The sequence below is a fragment of the Aliiruegeria sabulilitoris genome, assembly GCF_001558155.1.
In the GTDB taxonomy this organism is placed as follows: Bacteria; Pseudomonadota; Alphaproteobacteria; order Rhodobacterales; family Rhodobacteraceae; genus Tropicimonas; species Tropicimonas sabulilitoris.
Window position 1 is genome coordinate 62,243 of the sequence record NZ_LOAS01000026.1, and the last position, 20,547, is coordinate 82,789.

Consider the following 20,547-nt stretch of genomic DNA (forward strand, 5'->3'; position numbering starts at 1 on the left):
CGAAGAAGGGCTCGTTGTGCTGCTGCCCTTGAGGGCGGCAGTTCGACGCATTACTGTCCATGAATGGATCAGGGGTGCCGTCTTCTTGCGCGAACACAAGACGGCTCGCCATCCCCAACCTGCTCCGTGTGCCATGAATTACGGGTTGCTGCGCGCAACAGCCCGCTGTTTTGTGTGTCTTTTCGGCACATGCCACGTTGGGGAGTACGACGAGACGTGACCGATATTCTTTCACTTGAAATACCGCGCACCCGGAGCGATTTCGCGCGCCGCGTGCTGACCCGCATCGCCTGGAGGGGGTATATGCCGCCCGAATCGGGAGAAGCGCCCGACGTCCTCTGGCAGGTGCCGGCCGACCAGGTGGACCTGATCCGGTCCGTGCTAAGGCGCAATCGGCGGCTGGCCGGCGAATCCGTGACCATCTGGGGCTCTGTGGACAGGGTGTGCGAAACCATCGCCGCAGAGGCGCGCCGCAGCGGCGTTCGCCCAAGCTACGGCCACGATATCAGCTGATCCGTTCCTGCCTGAGAGGCGAAACACCTGCCCCGGCCGCGCGGATGACCTTGCCGGTGATCCCGTCCCAATCACCGAGACCGAGCACGCGTTCGGGGTTGGTGGGCGGCGGCATGACCACGCCTTCGAGCTTGCGAAAACCGAAGCGGCTGTAATAAGGCGCGTCGCCCACCAGCATCATTCGCTGCCATCCGATGACCTCCGCGCGATCGATCACTTCGCGGATCATCATGGCGCCGAGCCCTTCGCCCTGCCGGGTCGGGTGAACTGCCACGGGACCAATCAGGGCAACGGTGCGCCCCGACACCCGCACCGGCCAGACCCGGATCGCCCCGGCAAGGATCCCGTTCTCGCGCGCGGTCAGGCACAGGCGCGCGACCGGGTCGACCCCTTCGCGCAGCCGATAGGAGGAAAGAGCTTCGCGACCAGGCGCAAAACAGGTATCGAGCAGCTGCTCGACCTCCCACCAATCCTCTTCGGTTTCCTGTTCCAGGAGAATTTCCATGCCCTGAGCCGTCGAACATCCTGCATTGCATACATTGCGGCTGGAAACGCCGTCGTCACAGCGTTAAATCACTCCCAAAGGAGACGCCAGACATGTTCTATCGCCCCGAGGACGGCCACGGCCTGCCGCATAATCCCTTCAACGCGATCGTGACCCCGCGCCCGATCGCGTGGATCTCGACACGCGGCAAGGACGGTTCCGAGAACCTTGCCCCCTATTCCTTCTTCAACGCGGTGTCCTACACGCCCCCGCAGGTGATGTTCGCCACCACCGGCAAGAAGCACGACCGCGACGGCACGAAGGACACGCTTGCCAATATCCGCGATACCGGCGTCTTTGCCGTGAACGTGGTGGAATATGCCATGCGCGAGGCGATGAACCTGACCTCCGGCCCGTGGGACAAGGACGTAGACGAGGCCGAGATGGCCGGGATCGTGCGTGCTGAATGCACCCAGATCGACTGCGCCCGCATCGCCAATGCCCCCGCGACGCTGGAATGCCGCCTGACCCAGATCGTTGAACTGTCGGGCAAGGCCAATCTCGTCGCCTTTGGCGAGGTGGTGGGCATCCACCTGCGCGATGACTGCATCGTAGACGGTATTTTCGACGTGACCCGCTTCCAGCCGCTCGCCCGCATGGGCTACCGCGATTTCACCCACGTGACCGAGATCTTCTCGATGTCCCGCCCCGGCGAACAGGCGGTCTGAGATGACCTGAAGGCGCCGCCATCCAGCGGCGTCATCTTGGCACAGTCGCCCGGCTTTGGCCGCTGCCCCCTTGCCCATCGCGCGCGCCTTGGGTTCATTAGGGTCGGCCAGATGCGGCACGTGGCTGGTCATCGCGCGGCAAGGCAAAAGGAATGCACCCCATGGGATCCCATAAGACGGTCAAGGATTATATCCGCACCATCGCCGACTTCCCCCATGAGGGGATCATGTTCCGCGATGTGACCACGCTGTTCGCCGATCCGCGCGGCATGCGCATCGCGGTGGACCAGTTGCTGCACCCCTATGCCGGCACGCCCATCGACTGTGTCGTGGGGCTTGAAGCGCGGGGATTCATCCTTGGCGGCGCGGTCGCGCACCAGCTCGGCATCGGCTTCGTGCCGATCCGCAAGAAGGGCAAGCTGCCCGGCCCGGTGATCTCCGAGGCCTATACGCTCGAATATGGCGAGGCCGTGGTCGAGGTGCATGACGACGCCATCGAGCCCGGCGCCAAGGTGCTGGTGGTCGATGACCTTCTGGCCACGGGCGGCACGGCCGAGGCTGGCATCAAGCTGATCGAGCGGCTCGGCGGCGAAGTGGTCGGCTGTGCCTTCGTGATCGACCTGCCAGATCTGGGCGGACGCAAGAAACTCGAGGACATGGGCATGGATGTCCATGCCCTGTGCGCCTTCGAGGGCGCCTGACCCTCCGTCAGGTCGCGCGCAACACAACACCGGGATTGAGAATGCCCGCCGGGTCCAGCGCGGATTTGATCGCGCGCATCGCGGCCAGCTTGGCCGGGTCGCCATAGCGTTCCAGATCACCGACCTTCAGCCGGCCGATTCCGTGCTCGGCGCTGACCGATCCGCCGAATTCCTGCACAAGATCATGCACCTGGCGGCTGATATCCACCCGCCAATCGCCATAGCGGTCCCGGTCCTCGCCCTTGGGCGGGTAGGTGTTGAAATGAAGGTTACCGTCGCCCAGATGGCCGAAACAGTTCACCCGGTAGGGGCCGATGGCCTGTACCCGTTCCCATGCCTGCGGAATGAAATCCGGGATGGTCTCGATCGGCACCGAAATGTCATGCGAGGTGATGGCCCCGATCAGGCGGTTCGCCTCCGGGATGGATTCGCGCATCTGCCAGAGCGCGTCCCGCTGCGCGTCGCTGGACGCGATCACCCCGTCGAGGACCAGCCCGGCCTCGGCCGCCTGTTCGAAAATCTGCTCCAGCGCTGCATCGGCATCGAGCCCGCCCGAGAGCCCGATCTCCAGCAGGACCATCCATTCTGGCGCCTGCGTGAAGGGCAGACGCACCTGCGGCATCACCTCGGCAAGGAATTCCAACCCGGTGCGATGGATCAGTTCGAAGGCAGAGATCCCCTCGCCGATCCGTCCCTGCACCTGGCTCAGAAGCGTCAGAGCATCGCGCGGCGAGCGCACGACCATCGCCGCCGTACCGCAGGAAGCAGGGCGTGAAAACAGCCGCAGACAGGCCGCCGTGATCACCCCCAGGGTGCCCTCCGAGCCGATCAGCAGGTTGCGCAGGTCGTAGCCGGTATTGTCCTTCCGCAGGCGCTTGAGGCCGTGCATCACCGAGCCATCGGCCAGAACCGCCTCTACGCCGAGGCATAGCTCCCGGGCATTGCCATAGCGCAGCATGTTGACACCGCCGGCATTGGCGCCGAGCAAGCCACCGACCTGCGCCGAGCCTTCCGAGGCCAGCGAGAGCGGGAAGATGCGCCCGGCCGCATCGGCAGCGGCATGGACATTGCTCAGGATCACGCCACCCTCGGCAATGAGCAGGTTTTCCGCCGAGTGCACCGAACGGACCCGGTTCATCCGCTCAAGCGACAGCAGCACCGGCCGTTCCAGCCCCACGCCCACCTGGCCGCCGACAAGCCCGGTCCCCCCGCCATAGGGGATGACGGCGACGCGGGCCGCATTTGCCTGCCGCAGGATTTCGGACACTTCCTCCGTGCTGCCCGGTGTCAGCAGCAGCGCATCGCGGCCGCGGAATCGTGCCCGCGGCTCCTCGAGATAACGCGGCTCAAGCGGACGGAAACAGGCCTCCGGCAGGGCCGCGCGCAAGCTGGTTTCAAACTGTTCACTGGCCGGGTTCAACATCGGCGGGCCTCCTGTTGGCCCCCGATCAATCACGCAGCGACGCAGGGTGCAAGGGTGAGCCTTGCCGTTCAGAGATCTTCGTCGTTGAAACCGAGGAAACGCGGCCTGAGAACGATGACGGTCGGCTGCGAGGGCAAGCTGCGCAGCGATACCTCGATCGCGCGTTCATCGCGGATGTCGATCCGGAAATCCTCTGCCATCCCGGCGAGGAAAGCGTTGAGCGAGGCGCCCGAGAAGGAGTGCATCGGCAGCACGATGGAGGAGCGCAACTGCTGCAACACCTTGATCATGACCGGAACCGGCAGGGTCAGCCCCCCATCCACTGGCGCCATCACCACGTCGAGCCGGCCGATGGCGGCGTATTGCTCGGGGCTCGGCTCGTGATGCAGATGCCCCAGATGCCCGATGCAGAGGCCTGCCACCTCGAAAATGAAGATCGAATTGCCATCCTTGCGCACCCCCTCGCCCCAGGCGGAGCGCGTATCCGTCGTCACGTTGCGCACCAGCATGTCGCCGATTTCGAGCCGATGCTCCGCGGGCATACCCGGCGGCCCCCAACCTTCTAGCACGTTCGCAATGGCTGGATCGGGCTGCTCCGTCCAATGCGAACTGTGCGATTGGTTCATGGTCACGACATCCGGCACCAGCGGCTCGGGGCCGATGAATCCGTTGTAATCGGTAACCGCGCTGACCCCGCCCGGCGTTTGCAGCAAGTACATCGAGTGATCGATGAAGCTCAGCCGCACTGTGTGCTCAGGCAGCGGGTCCCGGAGACCGGCGCGCCATATCACTTCCAACCCGGGGGTATTCTCGACCAACGCGATGCAATGGCTCGGGCGGCGGTCCTGTGCTGACGCGGTCCAGCCGCCGAAAACGATCAGAACGGATAACAGGCAAGTCACAATTCGGGCCATGGGGTCCTCCATCGGGCTTCCTTGAGAAATACGGCGCGGAACTATCACCGGATCATCCCATGGAACGCTCAATGCACCACATGAATTCTTCGAGAGTTGACCCTGGCTTCGCGCGATGCCGCCATGCCTGGGGCAGACCGGCGTGTCAGCCGATATCCGTACGCCCGCGTCGGTCAGTGCGCAGGTTGGCGTAGAGCACGTGGTTGCGCCAGCGGCCGTTGATCTGGAGATAGCTCTGCGCGACGCCCTCATACTTGAAGCTGCATTTCTCAAGGCAGCCGCGCGAGGGCGCGTTTTCCGGCAGGCAGGCGGCCTCGATCCGGCTCAGGTCGAGCTTCTCGAAGGAATGGTGCACCACGGCGAGAATCGCTTCGCGCATGTAGCCCTGCCGCGCGAAGGGCGCGCCGACCCAGTAGCCGAGCGTGCCGGCCTGTGCCGGGCCGCGGCGGATATTGTCCAGCGTGATCGCGCCCAGTAGCGCGTCATCCTCGCGCCGGATCATGAAGAGCGGCAGCGCGGAGCCGGAGCCGAGCGCCCGTGTCGACCAATAAACCCGGTTGGTGAAGTTGCGCCGCGACAGGTGCTCCTTGGACCAGAGCGGCTCCCATTTCTCGAGGAAATCGCGCGAATCCTGCCGGAGACTCGACCAGGCACGGAAATCGCCATGGGTCGGCGGACGCAGCAGCATGCGTTCGGAGACGATACGAACCTTTTTCCGGCCAAGCCGCATCAGGCTGCGAGCCTCTCCTGCAGGGCTCCCAACTCGGGAGCACGTTCCGCGGGCCCGTAAAGGGCGAGCGCCGCCTGCCCCGATCCGAGCAGCCGTCCGGCAAACTCGGCGACGCGCAGGCGGTCGACCGCTTCGATTCGGGCCACCGTTTCCGCCAGCGGCGGCACCCGGTCCCAGATACCGATAAGGCGGGCGAGCCGTTCGGCACGCGACGAGGGGCTCTCCAGCCCCATCAGAAGCCCTGCCTTCATCTGCGCGCGGGCGCGGTTCACTTCCACGTCGCTCACATCGGAGGCCACGCGGCGCAGCTCGTCCACGGTCAGCTCCGAAAGCTGGGCGATATCGTCCGCGGAGGTGCCGGCATAGAGCGTCATCATGCCGGTATCAGCATAGGAACCAGCCTGGGCAAAGATCGAATAACACAGGCCGCGCTTCTCGCGGATCTCCTGGAAGAGCCGCGAAGACATGCCGCCGCCGAGCAGCGTGGCATAGATCTGCGCGGTATAGACATCGTCGTCGGAATAGGCCGGGCCTTCGAGGGCGAGCGCGAAATGGACCTGCTCAAGCTTCTTGATCTCGCGCCGCTCGCCGCCCTTGAAACGGGCATGGTCATGCTGGCTGATCTCGAGCGCCGGCAGGTGGCCGAAAGCCTCCTCGGCGAGCCGCATGATCTGGTCGTGATCCACGGCCCCTGCGGCCGAGAGCACCATATGCCCCGGGACGTAATGCTCGGAGATGAACCCTGAGAGATCCTCGCGGGAAAAGTTGGCAACACGCTCGGACGGCCCGAGAATGGTGCGGCCAAGCGCCTGATCGGGATAGGCCGCTTCCTGCAGCCAGTCGAAGACGATGTCATCGGGCGTGTCGAGCGCCTGTCCGATCTCCTGCAGGATCACGCCGCGCTCCACCTCGATCTCTCCGGGGGAAAAGATCGGGTTGAGCACGATGTCGGAGATCACGTCCAGCGCCAACGGCACATCGGCCTTGAGCACGCGGGCGTAATAGGCCGTGGCCTCGCGCGAGGTATAGGCGTTGATGAAACCGCCCACATCCTCGATCTCCTCGGCGATCTGCAACGCCGTGCGCCGCTTGGTGCCCTTGAAGGCCATATGTTCGAGGAAATGGGCGATGCCATTCTGCTCGATCCGCTCGTGGCGGCCGCCGGCATTGACCCAGAGGCCTACGGCCGCGCTTTCCAGCCCCGGCATGGTTTCGGTGACGATACGCAGGCCGTTCGGAAGTCTGTCGAGTTGTACGCTCAAGAAGCGCGCCTTTCCTTGATGAGGGCTTCCAGCGCGGCAAGGTCGTTGGCGACACGGGTCACGCGTTCGGGTCGCTCATACAGATCCGCCATGCGATTGGGAAGAGGTGGGCGCTGACCGGTGGCAGCCTCGACCGCGTCGGGGAATTTCGCCGGATGCGCAGTGGCAAGCGTGATCATCGGGGTCGTGCCCATATGCTCCCCGGCCACCTTCACGCCGACGGCGCTATGAGGGCAGAGAATCTCGCCGGTCTCGGCGAAGAGGCGCTTGATCGTCGCGGTGGTTTCTTCCTCCGAGGCACGGCCAGAGGCGAAGGTTTCGCACAAGGATTGCAGCGCGCCTTGGGAGATCGTGAAGCCGCCCTGCCCTTTCAGCTCGTCCATGAGTTGCGCGACCGCGTTGCCATCGCGGCCATAAGCGTCGAAGAGCGCACGCTCGAAATTGGAACTGACCTGGATATCCATCGACGGGCTGATCGACGGCGTGACCCCGGACGTGACATAGCCGCCGGAGCTGAGCGCACGGTGCAGGATGTCGTTCCGGTTGGTGGCGATGACCAGCTTCTCGATCGGAAGGCCCATGCGGCGGGCGATGTAGCCCGCGAAGATATCGCCGAAATTGCCGGTGGGCACCGTCAAGGAAACCGGGCGATGCGGCGCGCCGAGGGCCACGGCGGAGGTGAAGTAATAGACGACCTGCGCCAGAACCCGCGCCCAGTTGATCGAGTTCACCCCGGCGAGGCGGACCTCGTCGCGGAAGTCGAAATGGTTGAACATGTCCTTCAGCCGCGCCTGGCAATCGTCGAAATCGCCATCGAGCGCGAGGGCGTGGACATTGGCCTCCGACGGCGTGGTCATCTGGCGGCGCTGCACCTCGGAGACGCGGCCATGCGGGAAGAGGATGAAGACATCTACCGCGTCGAGACCGCGAAAGGCCTCGATGGCGGCCGAGCCGGTATCGCCGGAGGTGGCACCAACAATGGTGACCTTCTCGCCGCGCCGCTTCAGGGCCACCTGGAAGAGCTGGCCAATGAGCTGCATGGCAAAATCCTTGAAGGCCAGGGTCGGCCCGTGGAACAGCTCCAGCAGGAAATGGTTGGGCCCGAGCTGCACCATCGGCGCGCGGGCGGCGTGGCCGAAAGAGGCGTAGGCCTTGGCGATGATCTCTCGGAATTCGTCCTCCGTAAAGCTCTCGCCGAGGAAGGGCCACATGATGCGGAAGGCCACTTCCTCGTAGGGAAGCCCGGCCAGCGCGGCGATATCGGCAGGCGACATCTGCGGGATTTCCTGGGGGACATAGAGGCCGCCATCGCGGGCAAGCCCCGTGAGCATCGCTTCCTCGAAGGAGAGGATCGGCGCCTGGCCTCGGGTAGAGATGTATTTCATCGTAGTATGATCTCGTGTCTGTCGGCCCGCACCCGGCCCGGCCTTTGCGCGGGGTGCGCGTTCGGGAGCCTCCGGCGGGGATATTTCGGGTCAGAAGAAGTCGGCGGGCCGGCTCATTTCTTTTTGGAGTCAAGGGTTGCGACGTGAGATACGCCAGAGTTGCAGCGCTGTCATCCCCAACCAGCACAGGGCAAGGCCAAACCAGGTGACGGCGTAGCCGAGATGGTCGTTCGGGATACCGGAACTATCGACCGGCAAGGGCGTCACGGTTGGATCGGCGGGGGTCATCTTCCGCGCCACGACCAAAACCGGCTCAGTCTCCAGAACACCGGCCAGCAGCGGCACATCCCGGGCATACCAATAGTTGGTCTCCGGGTCGTTCTCCGGCGTGAAACGGTCCCGCTCCTCGGGCCAGTGCAGGTTTCCGATGACTGTTACGGTTCCGGGTGTGCGCTTCGCCTGCTTGGCATCGGTCGGGATAAAACCGTGATCGAGCAGGATACGGCGGCCATTATCCATCTCCAGCGCGGTGATGATGCGGAAACCCGGGCCGAGCTTGCGGGTGGAAACGAGGAAATGCAACTCGCGCTGGCCAGTTGCGCCAGAGACCTCGACAGGGAGGTACTGGTCGGTATCCGCATCGGGGTTGACTGGAACCGGCACGGGCGCAGCGAGGATTTGTCGGTCGATCTCGGAGAGGATCGCTTCCTTCCAGGCGAGACGCTGGACCTGCCAGACGCCCAGCGAAATCAGGATCCCGCCGCCGATCAATCCAATCAGCAATGGCGCTATGTAGCGTTTCACCTTTCCGTGGCCCTCCAAATGGCGCGGGGCGCAGCCAATGCCGCGCCCCTGCTTCTTCTTGGATCAAATACTCCTGCCGGAGGCAAGAAATCTATGGCTCAACCGCCCCAGATGTAGACGGCGAAGAAGAGGAAAAGCCAGACCACGTCCACGAAGTGCCAGTACCAGGCCGCCGCCTCGAAGCCGATATGGCTCTCGGGGGTGAAATGCCCGGCGCGGGTGCGCAGGTAGCATATGAAAAGGAAGATCGTGCCAATGATGACATGGGCCCCGTGGAAACCGGTCGCCATGAAGAAGTTGGCACCATAGATGTTGCCAGCGAAACCGAAGGCGGCGTGGCTGTATTCATAGGCCTGGAAGACGGTGAAGATCAGGCCGAGCACAACGGCGAGGATCAGCCCCATCTTCATGTCCTTGCGGTTGTTGTCGTCATGGACAAGCGCATGGTGGGCCCAGGTGGCCGCACAGCCCGACAGAAGCAGGATCAGCGTATTGATCAGCGGCAGGTGCCACGGGTCGAAGGTCTCGATGCCGGCGGGCGGCCAGACGCCATCGACGGCCGGGCTTTCCGGGCCCATCGGGTACATGGCGTGCTTGAAGAAGGACCAGAACCACGCGGCGAAGAACATCACCTCGGACATGATGAACAGGATGAAACCGTAGCGCAGCCCGATCAGCACCACTGGCGTGTGATCGCCCGCCTGCTCCTCGGCGATGGTCTCGGCCCACCAGGCATACATCGTGTAGAGGACGCCGATCAGACCGGCGAAGAACATGAATGGCGTAATATCATGCATCCACAGCACGGCGCCGAAAAGCATGACAAAGCCGGCGACTGCTCCAATGAACGGCCAGATCGATGGCGGCAGGATGTGATAATCGTGGTTCTTGGCGTGTGCCATATTTGGTCCCTTTGCGCGTTTCTTCAGGTGTTGGTCACTCAGGGAGCGCCAACGCCGCCTGCTCTTGCGGCAGGTCGATTTCATAGAATGTGTAGGAAAGCGTGATCCGCGGCGCGTATTTTGCGTCGCGGTCGTTTACGATCTCGGGATCGACATAAAAGGAGACCGGCATGATGGCGGTCTCGCCGGGCTGCAATACTTGCTCTTCAAAGCAAAAGCAGTCGATCTTGACGAAGTAGTTGCCGGCGTCGAAGGGTGCCACGTTGTAGCTGGCAGAGCCCGCGACCGGCCGGTCCGTCGGGTTATGCGCCTCGTAGAAGGCCAGCCCCGTCTCACCGATGCGAATCTCCATCTCGCGTTCCATGGGCTTGAAGCTCCACGGCATATTCTCGGCGAGCGAGCCGTCGAAGCGGACCTTGATGGTCTTGTCCAGGATCAGGTCGGAGCCGGCATCGGCGGTATTGGTCGTGCCGCCATAGCCGGTGACGCGACAGAAAAAGTCGTAAAGCGGCACCGAAGCCCAAGCGAGCGATCCCATGACGAACACCACGCCCAACGTTTGGGCGAGCGTCCGTTTGGGTCCCTGGAGGTTCGGAAAGATCACTGCCCGGCCTCCGTGTTGACCATGCCGGTGCCCAGCACGTCCTGACCTCCGCCGACCTTGACGATGGTCATGCCGAAGACGATGCCGACAAAGGCAAGCAGGATCAGCCCGAGACCGAGATTGCGGCCCCTGCGGCGATCATGCAGCTCATGCGTTGCGCGGATCATGCGAACCCTCCCCAGAGGCCAAGCCCCCGCAGCGCGGCATCGACAAGCAGCGCGGTGAAATGTGCGAAGAGATACCACAGCGACAGCTTGAAGAAGCGTTTCTCCTCGCCATAGGCATCCGCTTCGGCCTGAGCCGTGGAGCGCTTGAAAACTTTCCAGGCACCGACAAGGAAACGGAAATTCATCACCAGCGCCGTAGCCAGATAGGCCGGACCACCGATTGAGGTGAAGGCCAGCCCGAGCGAACAGGCGGCGAGCAGGATGGTGTAGCCGAGGATATGGCGGCGTGTCACGTCATGGCCGTGGGTCACCGTCAGCATCGGAACCTTCGCCTCGTCGTAGTCGGACTTCATGAACAGCGCCAGCGCCCAGAAATGCGGCGGCGTCCAGATGAAGATCAGCGCGAACATCAGAACGGATTCGACGGAAACGCCGCCCGTGGCCACCGCCCAGCCGATCATCGGCGGGAAGGCTCCGGCGGCGCCGCCGATGACGATGTTCTGCGGCGTCCAGCGCTTCAGCCACATCGTGTAGATAACGACATAGAAGAAGATGGTGAAGGCCAGCAGCGCACCCGCGAAGATATTCGAGGCCAGCGCCAGCATCATCACCGACAGTCCGGAAAGCGCGAGCCCGAGGCCGAGCGCCTCGCCTTCGCTTACCTTGCCCGCCGGGATCGGCCGTTTCTGCGTACGGCGCATGATGCGGTCGATATCGGCATCCCACCACATGTTCAGCGCGCCCGACGCGCCCCCGCCGATGGCGATGAAGAGCACCGAGGTGAAGATGATGAACGGGTGTACCGGCACCGGCGCCACCAGAAGGCCCACCAGCGCGGTGAAGACGACGAGCGACATGACCCGCGGCTTCAGCAGCGCGAAGTAATCCTTCAGCTCCGGCTCAGCACTCCGAACCGACTCCTGCGCGGACGTATGAAGAGATGTATCCGTCATGAACCGTCCGCGCGATTATTCGGCCGAAGCCAGGTTCAGCGCGCGCGGTTTGCCGGCATATTCCTCGATCGCACCATCCAGCCACTGCGCATACGCCTCTTCGCTCACCACTTTCACGGTGATCGGCATATAGGCATGAGCGATGCCGCAAAGCTCGGAACACTGGCCGAAATAGACGCCCTCTTCCTCTGCCTTGAACCACAGCTCGGCCAGGCGGCCCGGCACAGCATCCTGCTTCACACCGAATGCGGGAATGGTCCAGGAGTGGATCACGTCGGTCGCGGTGACCTGCACGACGACGGTCTTGTTGACCGGTACGACGACGGCGGTATCGGTGGCGAGCAGGAAGTGCTCCTTCTCGTAACCGGCGGCCTCAAGCTGGGCCACGACCTCGTCGGTCAGCTTGTTCTCGGCATCCTGACCGATCATGTAGCTGTCGAAGGTGAACTCGTGATCGGGATATTCATAGGTCCAGTACCACTGGTTACCGATCGCCTTGATGGTTATGTCGCCTTCCGGGATGATCTGCTGCTTGAACAGCACAGGCAGCGAGAACGACCCGATCACGACCAGTATGATTATGGGCACGATCGTCCAGGCGACCTCGATCGGGGAGTTGTGCGTGAAACGCGCGGGCTCGGGGTTGGCCTTGCGGTTGTGGCGCAGAAAGACATAGCCCAACAACGCCGCCACGAAGATCACGATGGCAAAGATGATGTAGTTCAGCAGCCCGTCGAGAAAGTGAATATCGCGCGCCAGTTCGGTCACCGCCGGCTGGAACCCGATCCCCCCCGGTTTCGGCGCACCGATCACTTCAAGATTGCCCGCATCCTGGGCGATGGCAGCGCCGGCCGTAAACATGCCAGCAAGGGCAGCCGCGAGGCCGCTCTTCAGCGTCAAAAGTCGCATCAATTTTATGTCCCGTTCGCTATTCGGCCTAAGCCGCGACGGGCCGTCCTCCCAGATGGCATGAGCCATCCGGGCATCAAGCCCGTTGTGTCCTCGCGGCAGAAGACCATATTACGCATAACCGCACAAGTCGGTGATTTGAAATTTCGACTCACCTGCGAATGTGTCGATATCAGGAGCCATCCCTTTGACCGGAACCGAAAATACAGCTTTCCGCCCCTTCGAGACCCATCTGGATCAGGACGCAGCCCTGCGAATCCTGCGCGACGCCACCCAAGGTGCTGACGACGGGGAGATTTTCCTCGAAAGGCGCCGTTCCGAAGCGCTGGTTTTCGACGATGGCCGGATCAAGACCGCGAGCTATGACGCTGCTGAAGGTTTTGGCCTGCGCGCGGTGCGCGGCGAGACCGCAGGCTATGCGCATTCCACCGAAATCAGCGAGGCAGCGCTCCGGCGGGCCTCCGAAACCGCGCGGCTGGCCGTGGGCGATGGCGGCGGAACGCTGGCAGACGCCCCCCAGGCGACGAATCGCAAACTCTATGGCGACGGCAATCCCATCGCCGATGCCGCCTTCCCGTTGAAGATCGAAACGCTGCGCGAGATCGACGCGTTCGCTCGCGCGCTCGATCCGCGCGTGGTGCAGGTCTCCGCCACCCTCGCGGCCTCGATTCAGGAGGTCACGATTCTGCGCCCCGACGGCACGCTGGTGCAGGACACCCGCCCGATGAGCCGGCTGAACGTGAGCGTGATTGTCGAAAAGGACGGGCGGCGCGAACAGGGCGGAACCGGCGGCGGCGGGCGTGCAGGCCTCGATGGCCTGCTCGACCGCGCCCACTGGCAAGCCACGACGCGCGAGGCACTGCGCATCGCGCTGGTCAATCTCGACGCTGAACCGGCCCCGGCGGGAGTCATGGATGTCGTGCTTGGCCCGGGGTGGCCCGGCATCCTGCTGCACGAAGCCATCGGCCACGGGCTGGAGGGCGATGCCAACCGCAAGGGCACCTCGGCCTTTGCCGGGCTGATGGGCCAGAGGATCGCCGCACCCGGCGTGACCGTGCTCGATGACGGCACCATTCCCGACCGCCGCGGCTCCATCACCGTCGATGACGAGGGCACCCCCTCGGGCCGCAATGTGCTGATCGAGGACGGAATTCTCGTCGGCTTCATGCAGGATCGCCAGAATGCGCGCCTGATGGGCGCCGCCCCCACCGGCAATGGCCGCCGCGAAAGCTATGCCCACCCGCCCATGCCGCGCATGACCAATACCTACATGCTCTCCGGCGATGCCGCGCCAGAAGACATCCTCGCCGATCTCAAGGACGGGATCTATGCCGTCGGTTTCGGCGGCGGCCAGGTCGACATCACCAACGGCAAGTTCGTTTTCTCCTGCACCGAGGCCTACCGGGTAAAGAACGGACAGGTCGGAGCCGCGGTAAAAGGTGCCACGCTGATCGGCGACGGCCCCACCGCCCTTCGCCAGATCACCGCCATCGGCAATGACATGGCGCTCGATCCGGGCATCGGCAATTGCGGCAAGGCCGGACAGTGGGTGCCGGTGGGTGTCGGACAGCCGACCCTGCGCATTGGCGGGCTAACGGTGGGTGGCTCCGCGACCTGAGTTTCCCCGGCACACGTCGATAAGTGATCAGCGCGGGCTTTTTGCGGTCCGCGTTTTTTGTGGAATTTCTGCCAACTGGCCATCTCGGTTTACCTGCGGTTAACGCTTTCGCCTTAGCGATGACTTAAGCAAGAGATGGAGTAGCGACGGTTTGGAGATAGTTTCTTCCCCACCCCCCCTCGCACCACCCACCTCGGAAGGAACCAGACTGGCCTGGCTCCGTCTCTTGCGCTCCCACCGCGTGGGAACCGCAACCTTCTACAGGTTGATGAACGAACACGCGGGCGATGCCGAAGCCGCGCTCGCCGCGCTTCCGCAGGTTGCGGCCAGAGCGGGCATGTCGCGTTACAGCCCCTTCCCACGAGAACAGGCCGAGCAAGAACTGGAAGCAGGCTTTCGCGCCGGAGCACGCCCCCTCTTTATCGGCGCACAGGATTACCCCACCTCCTTGATGGATCTGACCGACGCGCCGCCGATGCTTTGGGCCATCGGTGACAGCCGCCTTGCCGGGCGCCCCACCCTTGCCATGGTCGGCGCCCGAAATGCCTCCAGCCTCGGGCGACGCGCTGCGGCCTCGCTGGCCAAGGGGCTTGGCGGCGCCGGTTTCGTCATCGTCTCCGGTCTCGCCCGAGGGATCGACGGGGTCGTTCACAAGGCCGCGCTGGAAACCGGCACCATCGCCGTTGTCGCTGGCGGGGTGGATGTCATCTACCCGCGTGAAAACGCCGAACTGACTGCGCAGATCGCCGAGCGCGGGATGATCCTCTCGGAAATGCCCCCCGGCATGCGCCCGCAGGCCCGCCATTTTCCGCGTCGGAACCGCATCGTGTCGGGTCTCGCTTCCGCCGTCATCGTGGTCGAGGCAGCCGCCCGCTCGGGCAGCCTCATCACCGCCCGCGATGCGCTCGATCAGGGGCGCGACGTGCTGGCCATGCCCGGCCACCCACTCGATGCCCGCGCCGCTGGTTGCAACATGCTGATCCGGGATGGCGCCACGCTGATCCGCGGGGTCGAAGACGTGCTGGAAGCCACCGGGCCGCTCGGCCTGACACGACCGCGCCCACCGGCTCAACGCCTTGCCATGAGCTCGGTCCGAAAACCGGCCGGGCAATTCTCTCCGCCAGGGACCGAACCCGCGCAACCGACGACCGGCGATTCGCAGGTCTCGATCAGAGCCCGCATCCTGTCGCTGCTCGGCCCGGCCCCCATTGCAGAGGACCAACTGCTGCGTGATCTTAGCCTGCCGAACCAGATGGTGGCAGGCGAGTTGCTCGAACTCGAAATGGAAGGCCAGGTCGAACGCCAGCCCGGAGGCCTTCTGGCGCTCTCGGCCTAGGTCGCGCGCACTCAGAGCCGTCGTTGGGCCCTGACGCCTGCAATCCGGTCAACGGACGCAGCTGAACCAATCACCTCGCCAAACGAAATTCGCCGCCCCGGAGCAGATTGCCCCGAAGCGGCGATTTCCAATGTCACCGGCTGGCTCAGGCCTCGTCACCGAGCTCGAAGCCGCTCATTGCTTCGAGCGCCTTGATGATTGCCGAATGGTCCCAGGCGATCCCGCCAGCCCCAACACAGGCATTCCAGAGCGCATGGGTGGTTGCCGTGTTCGGCAGCGGCACGCCGAGCGCATAGCCCTCAGCCAGAGCAAGATTCAGGTCCTTGCGGTGCAGTTCGATCCGGCCACCGGGCTCGAAATTGCGCTCGATCATGCGCTTGCCGTGGTTCTGGAACACGAGCGAATCCGCCCATCCACCGGCCAGCGCGGCATGAACCTTACGCGGGTCGGCCCCGGCGCGAGCGGCCAGAAGCAGCGCCTCGGCGACTGCCTCGATGGTGTTGCCGACGATGATCTGGTTGCAGATCTTGGTCATCTGGCCAATGCCGTTGGCACCGACAAGGGTCACGTTCTTGCCCATGCAGTCCAGCATCGGCTTTGCCCGGTCAAAGGCATCCTGGTTGCCGCCACACATGATGGCCAGCGTGCCAGCCTGGGCGCCCACATCGCCGCCGGAAACCGGTGCGTCGATATACTCGCAGCCCAGCTCGTTGATCTTGGCCGCATATTCGCGGGTTTCCTTGGGCGCGATGGAGCTGTGATCGATGACGATCTTGCCGGGCGTGAGCCCCTCGGCCACGCCATTCTCGCCGAAGAGAACCTTGCCCACATCCGGCGTGTTCGGCAGCATCGTGAAGATGATATCGGCCTTTTCGGCCACTTCGCGGGCCGAGCCACAGACCACAGCGCCGCCTTCGACCAGGGCGTCCGGAACCTTCTTCATATCGCAGGCGAAAATCTCATATCCGCCCTTTTGCAGGTTGAGCGCCATCGGCCCGCCCATGATCCCCAATCCGATAAAACCAAGCTTACTCATGGATGCCTCCTCTACGGCTTGCAGTTGCTGGACATCTCATAATACTTTGTCTGACATTTAAAACAGCGAAAAAGGCCACCCACATAAGATCTCGCCATATCTGGACCTTTTGACGCAACTCGCGGCTCACATTTGTCTGACAAAGACAAAATGGAATAGGACAAAGCCAATGCAGAACGGAGCGCACAGATGATTCAGCCCGGATCGGTCAACAGGGACCTTCCGCTCGGCCCCCAGATCGCCGATGCGCTCGGGCTGGAGATTCTCTCCGGCACCTACCGCCCAGGCGATGTTCTTCCCACGGAGATGGAGCTTGTCGAGCGTTTCGGCGTGAGCCGCGCGTCGGTGCGTAGCGGATTGCAGGCTCTTGCCGCGCGCGGCATTGTCGAGCGCTTTGTCGGTCAAGGAACGATCGCGCAGGATTTCAGCGACTGGAACATCCTCGACCCGGCGGTAACGGGCATGCTTGCCGATCATGAAAACCCGCACCCCGATCTCGTTCGCAGCATATTCGAGTTCCGCTTCTCAGCCGAACCGCTGATCGCCGCCGCCGCCGCACGAAAAGCGCGGGCGCGCGATCTGCTGGCCATGGAGGACGCCATGGAGGGCATGGAGCGCTGCGCAACCGACGGCCCGACCGGCAACGACAGCTTCACCCAACATGACGTCTCGTTCCATGTCGCCGTGTATCAGGCGACGCATAACGCGATCTGGTCGCATCTGGCGCATATCCTGCGTCCTGCCATTACCCTCGTGGTGCGGCGCAGCAACGAATCCAGCGACGAGTTGCGCAGGGCACTCGGCCTGCACCGCGCCCTGATGGAGTGCATCCGGATGCGCGATCCGGCCGGGGCTTACGACTCCGCGCACAAGGTCATGCAACTCACCGCAGAGGAACTCGGAATCGACCCGGAGATCATTGGCGCCCCGGCGCACCTGCCCCGCTGAACGCCCGCTCCCACCGGCCGAGAGACGGGCCTGACGTCTCGACCGCCCGGTTGCCCGAAAATTTTCACCCGTAGGGTGGGCGAAAATTCGCGCCGTCGTCGCATTGACAAGCTCCGGTCAGCGCCACATGTTCCGCCGCCAATTGCACGACCCATCTTTCGAAGGTTCCCTAATGCCCGTAGTTGTCGTCGAGTCGCCCGCCAAAGCGAAAACCATCAACAAGTATCTGGGCGACAACTACACCGTCCTGGCCTCCTACGGGCATGTGCGCGACCTGCCGCCCAAGGACGGGTCGGTCGATACCGATAACGATTTCGAGATGACCTGGGAGATCGGAAACGACTCCAAGAAACATGTGAAAGCGATCGCGGACGCGCTGAAGGAAGATAACGCGCTGATCCTCGCAACCGACCCCGACCGAGAGGGCGAGGCGATTTCGTGGCACCTCGAGGAGGCGCTGCGCAAGCGCCGGGCGATCAAGAAGGACACGCCGGTTTCCCGCGTCGTCTTCAACGCGATCACCGAATCGGCGGTGACCGAAGCGATGAAGAACCCCCGCCAGGTGGACCAGCCGCTGGTGGATGCCTATCTCGCCCGCCGCGCGCTGGACTATCTGGTGGGCTTCAATCTCTCGCCGGTTCTGTGGCGCAAGCTGCCCGGCTCGCGCTCTGCCGGCCGCGTGCAGTCGGTCTGCTTGCGGCTCATCGTCGAGCGCGAGATGGAGATCGAGGCCTTCAACGCGCAGGAATACTGGACCGTGAAGGCCGTGCTCGAGACGCCGCGCGGCCAGAGCTACGAGGCGCGGCTGACGACGCTGGCCGGCAAGAAGCTCGACAAGTTCGACATTGCCAACGAGACGGCCGCCGAGATGGCCGTGCAGGCGATCACCTCGCGCGATTTGACCGTGAGCGCGGTTGAGGCCAAACCCGCCAGCCGCAACCCCTCGGCCCCTTTCATGACCTCCACGCTGCAGCAGGAAGCCAGCCGCAAGTTCGGTATGGGCGCCCGCCAGACCATGAACGCCGCCCAGCGGCTTTACGAGGCGGGCCTCATCACCTATATGCGGACCGACGGGATCGACATGGCGCCCGAGGCGATTTCCGCGGCTCGCGACGCTATCAAGGCGCGCTACGGTGCCGAATACGTGCCGAGCAGCCCGCGCATCTACAAGAACAAGGCCAAGAATGCGCAGGAAGCGCATGAATGCATCCGCCCCACCGACATGACCCGCGATGCCGCGAGCCTGAAAGTGTCGGAGCCGGACCAACGCAAGCTTTATGACCTGATCTGGAAGCGCACGCTGGCCAGCCAGATGGAAGGCGCGCGGCTGGAACGGACCACCGTGGACATCGAGAGCCGCGACGGCCAGGTTGGCCTGCGCGCCACCGGTCAGGTGGTGCTCTTCGACGGCTTCCTGCGCGTCTATGAAGAAGGCCGGGACGATGTCGTCGTCGATGACGACGACAAGCGCCTGCCGCAGGTCATGCAGGGCGAGCCGGCCAAGAAGGGCGCGATCACGCCAGAGCAGCATTTCACCCAGCCGCCCCCGCGCTATACCGAGGCCACGCTGGTCAAGCGGATGGAAGAGCTCGGCATCGGCCGGCCCTCGACCTATGCCTCGATCGTCACCACGATCCAGGACCGAGGCTACGTCCGCAAGGACAAGAACCGCCTTTTCCCAGAGGACAAGGGGCGGCTCGTCATCGCCTTCCTGATGAACTATTTTCGGCAATATGTCGGCTACGAGTTCACCTCCGGGCTGGAAGCGGAGCTGGACCATGTCTCGGCCGGCGAGGCCGACTACAAGGAAGTGCTGTCGAAATTCTGGCGCGATTTCTCTGCCGCCATCGCCGAGACAGCCGAGCTGCGCATCACCGATGTGCTGGAGAAGATCAACGAGGTGCTGGAGCCGCATCTCTTCCCGCCCAATGCGGAAGGGACGGACCCGCGCGCCTGCCCCAATTGCGGCGCGGGGCGGCTCTCCATGCGCACGGCGCGGTCAGGCGGCGCCTTCATCGGCTGCTCGAACTATCCCGAATGCCGCTACACGCGCCCCTTTGGCCCGCCCGGCGCGGAAGATTCGGGCATTGGCCCGGATGGCAAGCTGCTGGGCGAAGACAATGGCGACAAGATCACGTTGCGCGATGGCCGCTACGGGCCGTATGTGCAGCGCGGCGATGTCACCGAGGAAAACCCCAAGCCGCCGCGCTCCAGCCTGCCACGCGGCTGGTCGGCGGACGACATGGACCTGGAAAAGGCGCTCACGCTTCTGAGCCTGCCGCGCGAGATCGGCGAGCATCCCGAAGGTGGCATGATCACCTCCAATTTCGGCCGTTTCGGCCCCTATATCGCGCACCAGAAGCCGGACGAGGCCAAGCCGGTCTATGCCAATCTCAAGGACCCTTCGGAGGTTTTCGAGGTCGGCATGAACCGTGCGGTGGAGATGCTGGCCGAGAAACGCGCCAATCCGCGTGGCCGTGGCGGCACGGCCGCCAAGCCGCTCAAGGAGTTGGGCGAGCATCCCGAGAGTGGTGGCCCGGTCAATGTCATGGAGGGCCGCTACGGGCCCTACGTGAAATGGGAAAAGGTCAACGCCACCCTGCCCAAGGACACCGACCCGCAATCGGTGACGATGGAACAGGCCGTGGAACTGATCGCCGAAAAGGCGGGCAAGAAGAGAACGCGCAAGAAAGCCGCGCCGAAAAAGGCCGCCGCCAAGAAGAAACCGGCAGCCAAGAAATCTACCGCCAAGCCTAAGACGAAGAAAGCAGCGTCCGGAGACGCCGCCGAATAGGGTCGTTCTTTCAGGATCGCACTTTCGGGCCGCCGGCATCCGCCGCGCGGCCCTTTTGCTTTCAGATCTGCCAGAAGAGCTTGCGCACTTCCCGGTCGACCATGTCCGGCGTTAGCCCGATGTCGCGCAAGTGGTGTGGCGACAGTTCGCGCAGATGTCGGCGCGAACGGCTTCGCTGCTCCCATTTCACGACGGTTTCCGCGGCCAGTACGAAGAAATCAGCCAGAAGCGGCAAGGATTTCCGGGACTTCAGGCTTTCGAGCCGGGTCGTCGTGGCGGAGGGAAACTGTGTCATGGGACTCTCCTATTGTATTGACACAATGTTTATTTATTCAG

The 20,547-nt window shown here is 63.7% G+C and carries 21 protein-coding genes; 7 read left to right on the forward strand and 14 right to left on the reverse strand.

Annotated features, from left to right (window positions below; genetic code table 11):
* Window positions 1-216 precede the first annotated feature (216 nt).
* The gene (locus AX756_RS19680; RefSeq protein WP_156461575.1) at window positions 217-513 is read left to right on the forward strand and encodes a hypothetical protein; all 297 of its coding nucleotides are present in this window, start codon (window positions 217-219) and stop codon (window positions 511-513) included.
* Here AX756_RS19680 and AX756_RS19685 read toward each other — a convergent pair.
* Window positions 506-1,018, reverse strand: a complete 513-nt coding sequence (locus tag AX756_RS19685) for a GNAT family N-acetyltransferase (RefSeq protein ID WP_068315906.1) — start codon at window positions 1,016-1,018, stop codon at window positions 506-508. The two genes, AX756_RS19680 and AX756_RS19685, sit on opposite strands and share 8 nt — an antisense overlap.
* A gap of 92 nt (window positions 1,019-1,110) precedes the next feature.
* Between AX756_RS19685 and AX756_RS19690 the strand changes: the two genes are divergently transcribed.
* Both AX756_RS19690 and AX756_RS19695 read left to right on the forward strand, forming a co-directional pair.
* Window positions 1,111-1,725 (forward strand): flavin reductase family protein, encoded by a 615-nt coding sequence (locus tag AX756_RS19690; protein WP_068315909.1) that lies wholly within the window; start codon window positions 1,111-1,113, stop codon window positions 1,723-1,725.
* Window positions 1,726-1,886: 161 nt separating this feature from the next.
* Window positions 1,887-2,426 carry an adenine phosphoribosyltransferase gene (locus tag AX756_RS19695; protein ID WP_068315912.1) on the forward strand — a complete coding sequence of 180 codons (540 nt, stop codon included), beginning with the start codon at window positions 1,887-1,889 and terminating at the stop codon, window positions 2,424-2,426.
* 7 nt (window positions 2,427-2,433) lie between these two features.
* Here AX756_RS19695 and AX756_RS19700 read toward each other — a convergent pair whose 3' ends face one another.
* The 11 genes from AX756_RS19700 to coxB form a co-directional block, all read right to left on the reverse strand.
* The gene (locus tag AX756_RS19700) at window positions 2,434-3,849 is read right to left on the reverse strand and encodes an FAD-binding oxidoreductase (protein WP_068315915.1); all 1,416 of its coding nucleotides are present in this window, start codon (window positions 3,847-3,849) and stop codon (window positions 2,434-2,436) included.
* 68 nt (window positions 3,850-3,917) lie between these two features.
* Window positions 3,918-4,763, reverse strand: a complete 846-nt coding sequence (locus tag AX756_RS19705; protein WP_170307724.1) for an MBL fold metallo-hydrolase — start codon at window positions 4,761-4,763, stop codon at window positions 3,918-3,920.
* A gap of 145 nt (window positions 4,764-4,908) precedes the next feature.
* Window positions 4,909-5,493 (reverse strand): GNAT family N-acetyltransferase, encoded by a 585-nt coding sequence (locus tag AX756_RS19710; RefSeq protein ID WP_068315918.1) that lies wholly within the window; start codon window positions 5,491-5,493, stop codon window positions 4,909-4,911.
* Window positions 5,493-6,755 carry a M16 family metallopeptidase gene (locus AX756_RS19715; protein WP_068315921.1) on the reverse strand — a complete coding sequence of 421 codons (1,263 nt, stop codon included), beginning with the start codon at window positions 6,753-6,755 and terminating at the stop codon, window positions 5,493-5,495. The genes AX756_RS19710 and AX756_RS19715 overlap by 1 nt, the downstream gene beginning before the upstream one ends.
* The gene (thrC, locus tag AX756_RS19720) at window positions 6,752-8,140 is read right to left on the reverse strand and encodes a threonine synthase (protein ID WP_068315925.1); all 1,389 of its coding nucleotides are present in this window, start codon (window positions 8,138-8,140) and stop codon (window positions 6,752-6,754) included. Before thrC ends, AX756_RS19715 begins: the two co-directional genes overlap by 4 nt.
* A gap of 129 nt (window positions 8,141-8,269) precedes the next feature.
* The gene (locus AX756_RS19725; RefSeq protein ID WP_068315928.1) at window positions 8,270-8,944 is read right to left on the reverse strand and encodes an SURF1 family protein; all 675 of its coding nucleotides are present in this window, start codon (window positions 8,942-8,944) and stop codon (window positions 8,270-8,272) included.
* Window positions 8,945-9,042: 98 nt separating this feature from the next.
* The gene (locus AX756_RS19730; RefSeq protein ID WP_068315931.1) at window positions 9,043-9,846 is read right to left on the reverse strand and encodes a cytochrome c oxidase subunit 3; all 804 of its coding nucleotides are present in this window, start codon (window positions 9,844-9,846) and stop codon (window positions 9,043-9,045) included.
* Window positions 9,847-9,880: 34 nt separating this feature from the next.
* Complete coding sequence (locus tag AX756_RS19735) at window positions 9,881-10,450, reverse strand: cytochrome c oxidase assembly protein (RefSeq protein WP_269432964.1); 570 nt, start codon at window positions 10,448-10,450, stop codon at window positions 9,881-9,883.
* Window positions 10,447-10,617 (reverse strand): cytochrome c oxidase system small membrane protein, encoded by a 171-nt coding sequence (locus AX756_RS26120; protein WP_170307722.1) that lies wholly within the window; start codon window positions 10,615-10,617, stop codon window positions 10,447-10,449. Before AX756_RS26120 ends, AX756_RS19735 begins: the two co-directional genes overlap by 4 nt.
* Window positions 10,614-11,570 (reverse strand): heme o synthase, encoded by a 957-nt coding sequence (gene cyoE / locus AX756_RS19740; RefSeq protein WP_068315934.1) that lies wholly within the window; start codon window positions 11,568-11,570, stop codon window positions 10,614-10,616. Before cyoE ends, AX756_RS26120 begins: the two co-directional genes overlap by 4 nt.
* 15 nt (window positions 11,571-11,585) lie before the next feature.
* Window positions 11,586-12,479: a cytochrome c oxidase subunit II gene (gene coxB, locus AX756_RS19745; protein WP_068315937.1), complete on the reverse strand. Its 894-nt coding sequence runs from the start codon at window positions 12,477-12,479 to the stop codon at window positions 11,586-11,588.
* A gap of 187 nt (window positions 12,480-12,666) precedes the next feature.
* Between coxB and tldD the strand changes: the two genes are divergently transcribed.
* Window positions 12,667-14,097 carry a metalloprotease TldD gene (tldD, locus tag AX756_RS19750; protein WP_068315940.1) on the forward strand — a complete coding sequence of 477 codons (1,431 nt, stop codon included), beginning with the start codon at window positions 12,667-12,669 and terminating at the stop codon, window positions 14,095-14,097.
* Between the two features lie 151 nt (window positions 14,098-14,248).
* Window positions 14,249-15,433 carry a DNA-processing protein DprA gene (gene dprA, locus AX756_RS19755; protein ID WP_331457777.1) on the forward strand — a complete coding sequence of 395 codons (1,185 nt, stop codon included), beginning with the start codon at window positions 14,249-14,251 and terminating at the stop codon, window positions 15,431-15,433.
* 145 nt (window positions 15,434-15,578) lie between these two features.
* On the opposite strand, the gene AX756_RS19760 is transcribed toward dprA, so the two are convergent.
* Window positions 15,579-16,493 carry a 2-hydroxy-3-oxopropionate reductase gene (locus tag AX756_RS19760; protein WP_331457778.1) on the reverse strand — a complete coding sequence of 305 codons (915 nt, stop codon included), beginning with the start codon at window positions 16,491-16,493 and terminating at the stop codon, window positions 15,579-15,581.
* Between the two features lie 165 nt (window positions 16,494-16,658).
* Here AX756_RS19760 and AX756_RS19765 point away from each other — a divergent pair, with 165 nt between their 5' ends.
* Together AX756_RS19765 and topA are read left to right on the forward strand one after the other, a co-directional pair.
* Window positions 16,659-17,417: a FadR/GntR family transcriptional regulator gene (locus AX756_RS19765; protein ID WP_068315948.1), complete on the forward strand. Its 759-nt coding sequence runs from the start codon at window positions 16,659-16,661 to the stop codon at window positions 17,415-17,417.
* A 172-nt stretch (window positions 17,418-17,589) separates the two neighbouring features.
* A complete protein-coding gene (topA, locus tag AX756_RS19770; RefSeq protein WP_068315951.1) occupies window positions 17,590-20,211 on the forward strand; it encodes a type I DNA topoisomerase in 2,622 nt (873 codons plus the stop codon).
* A 61-nt stretch (window positions 20,212-20,272) separates the two neighbouring features.
* Here topA and AX756_RS19775 read toward each other — a convergent pair whose 3' ends face one another.
* Complete coding sequence (locus AX756_RS19775) at window positions 20,273-20,506, reverse strand: DUF1127 domain-containing protein (protein WP_068315955.1); 234 nt, start codon at window positions 20,504-20,506, stop codon at window positions 20,273-20,275.
* Window positions 20,507-20,547 lie beyond the last annotated feature (41 nt).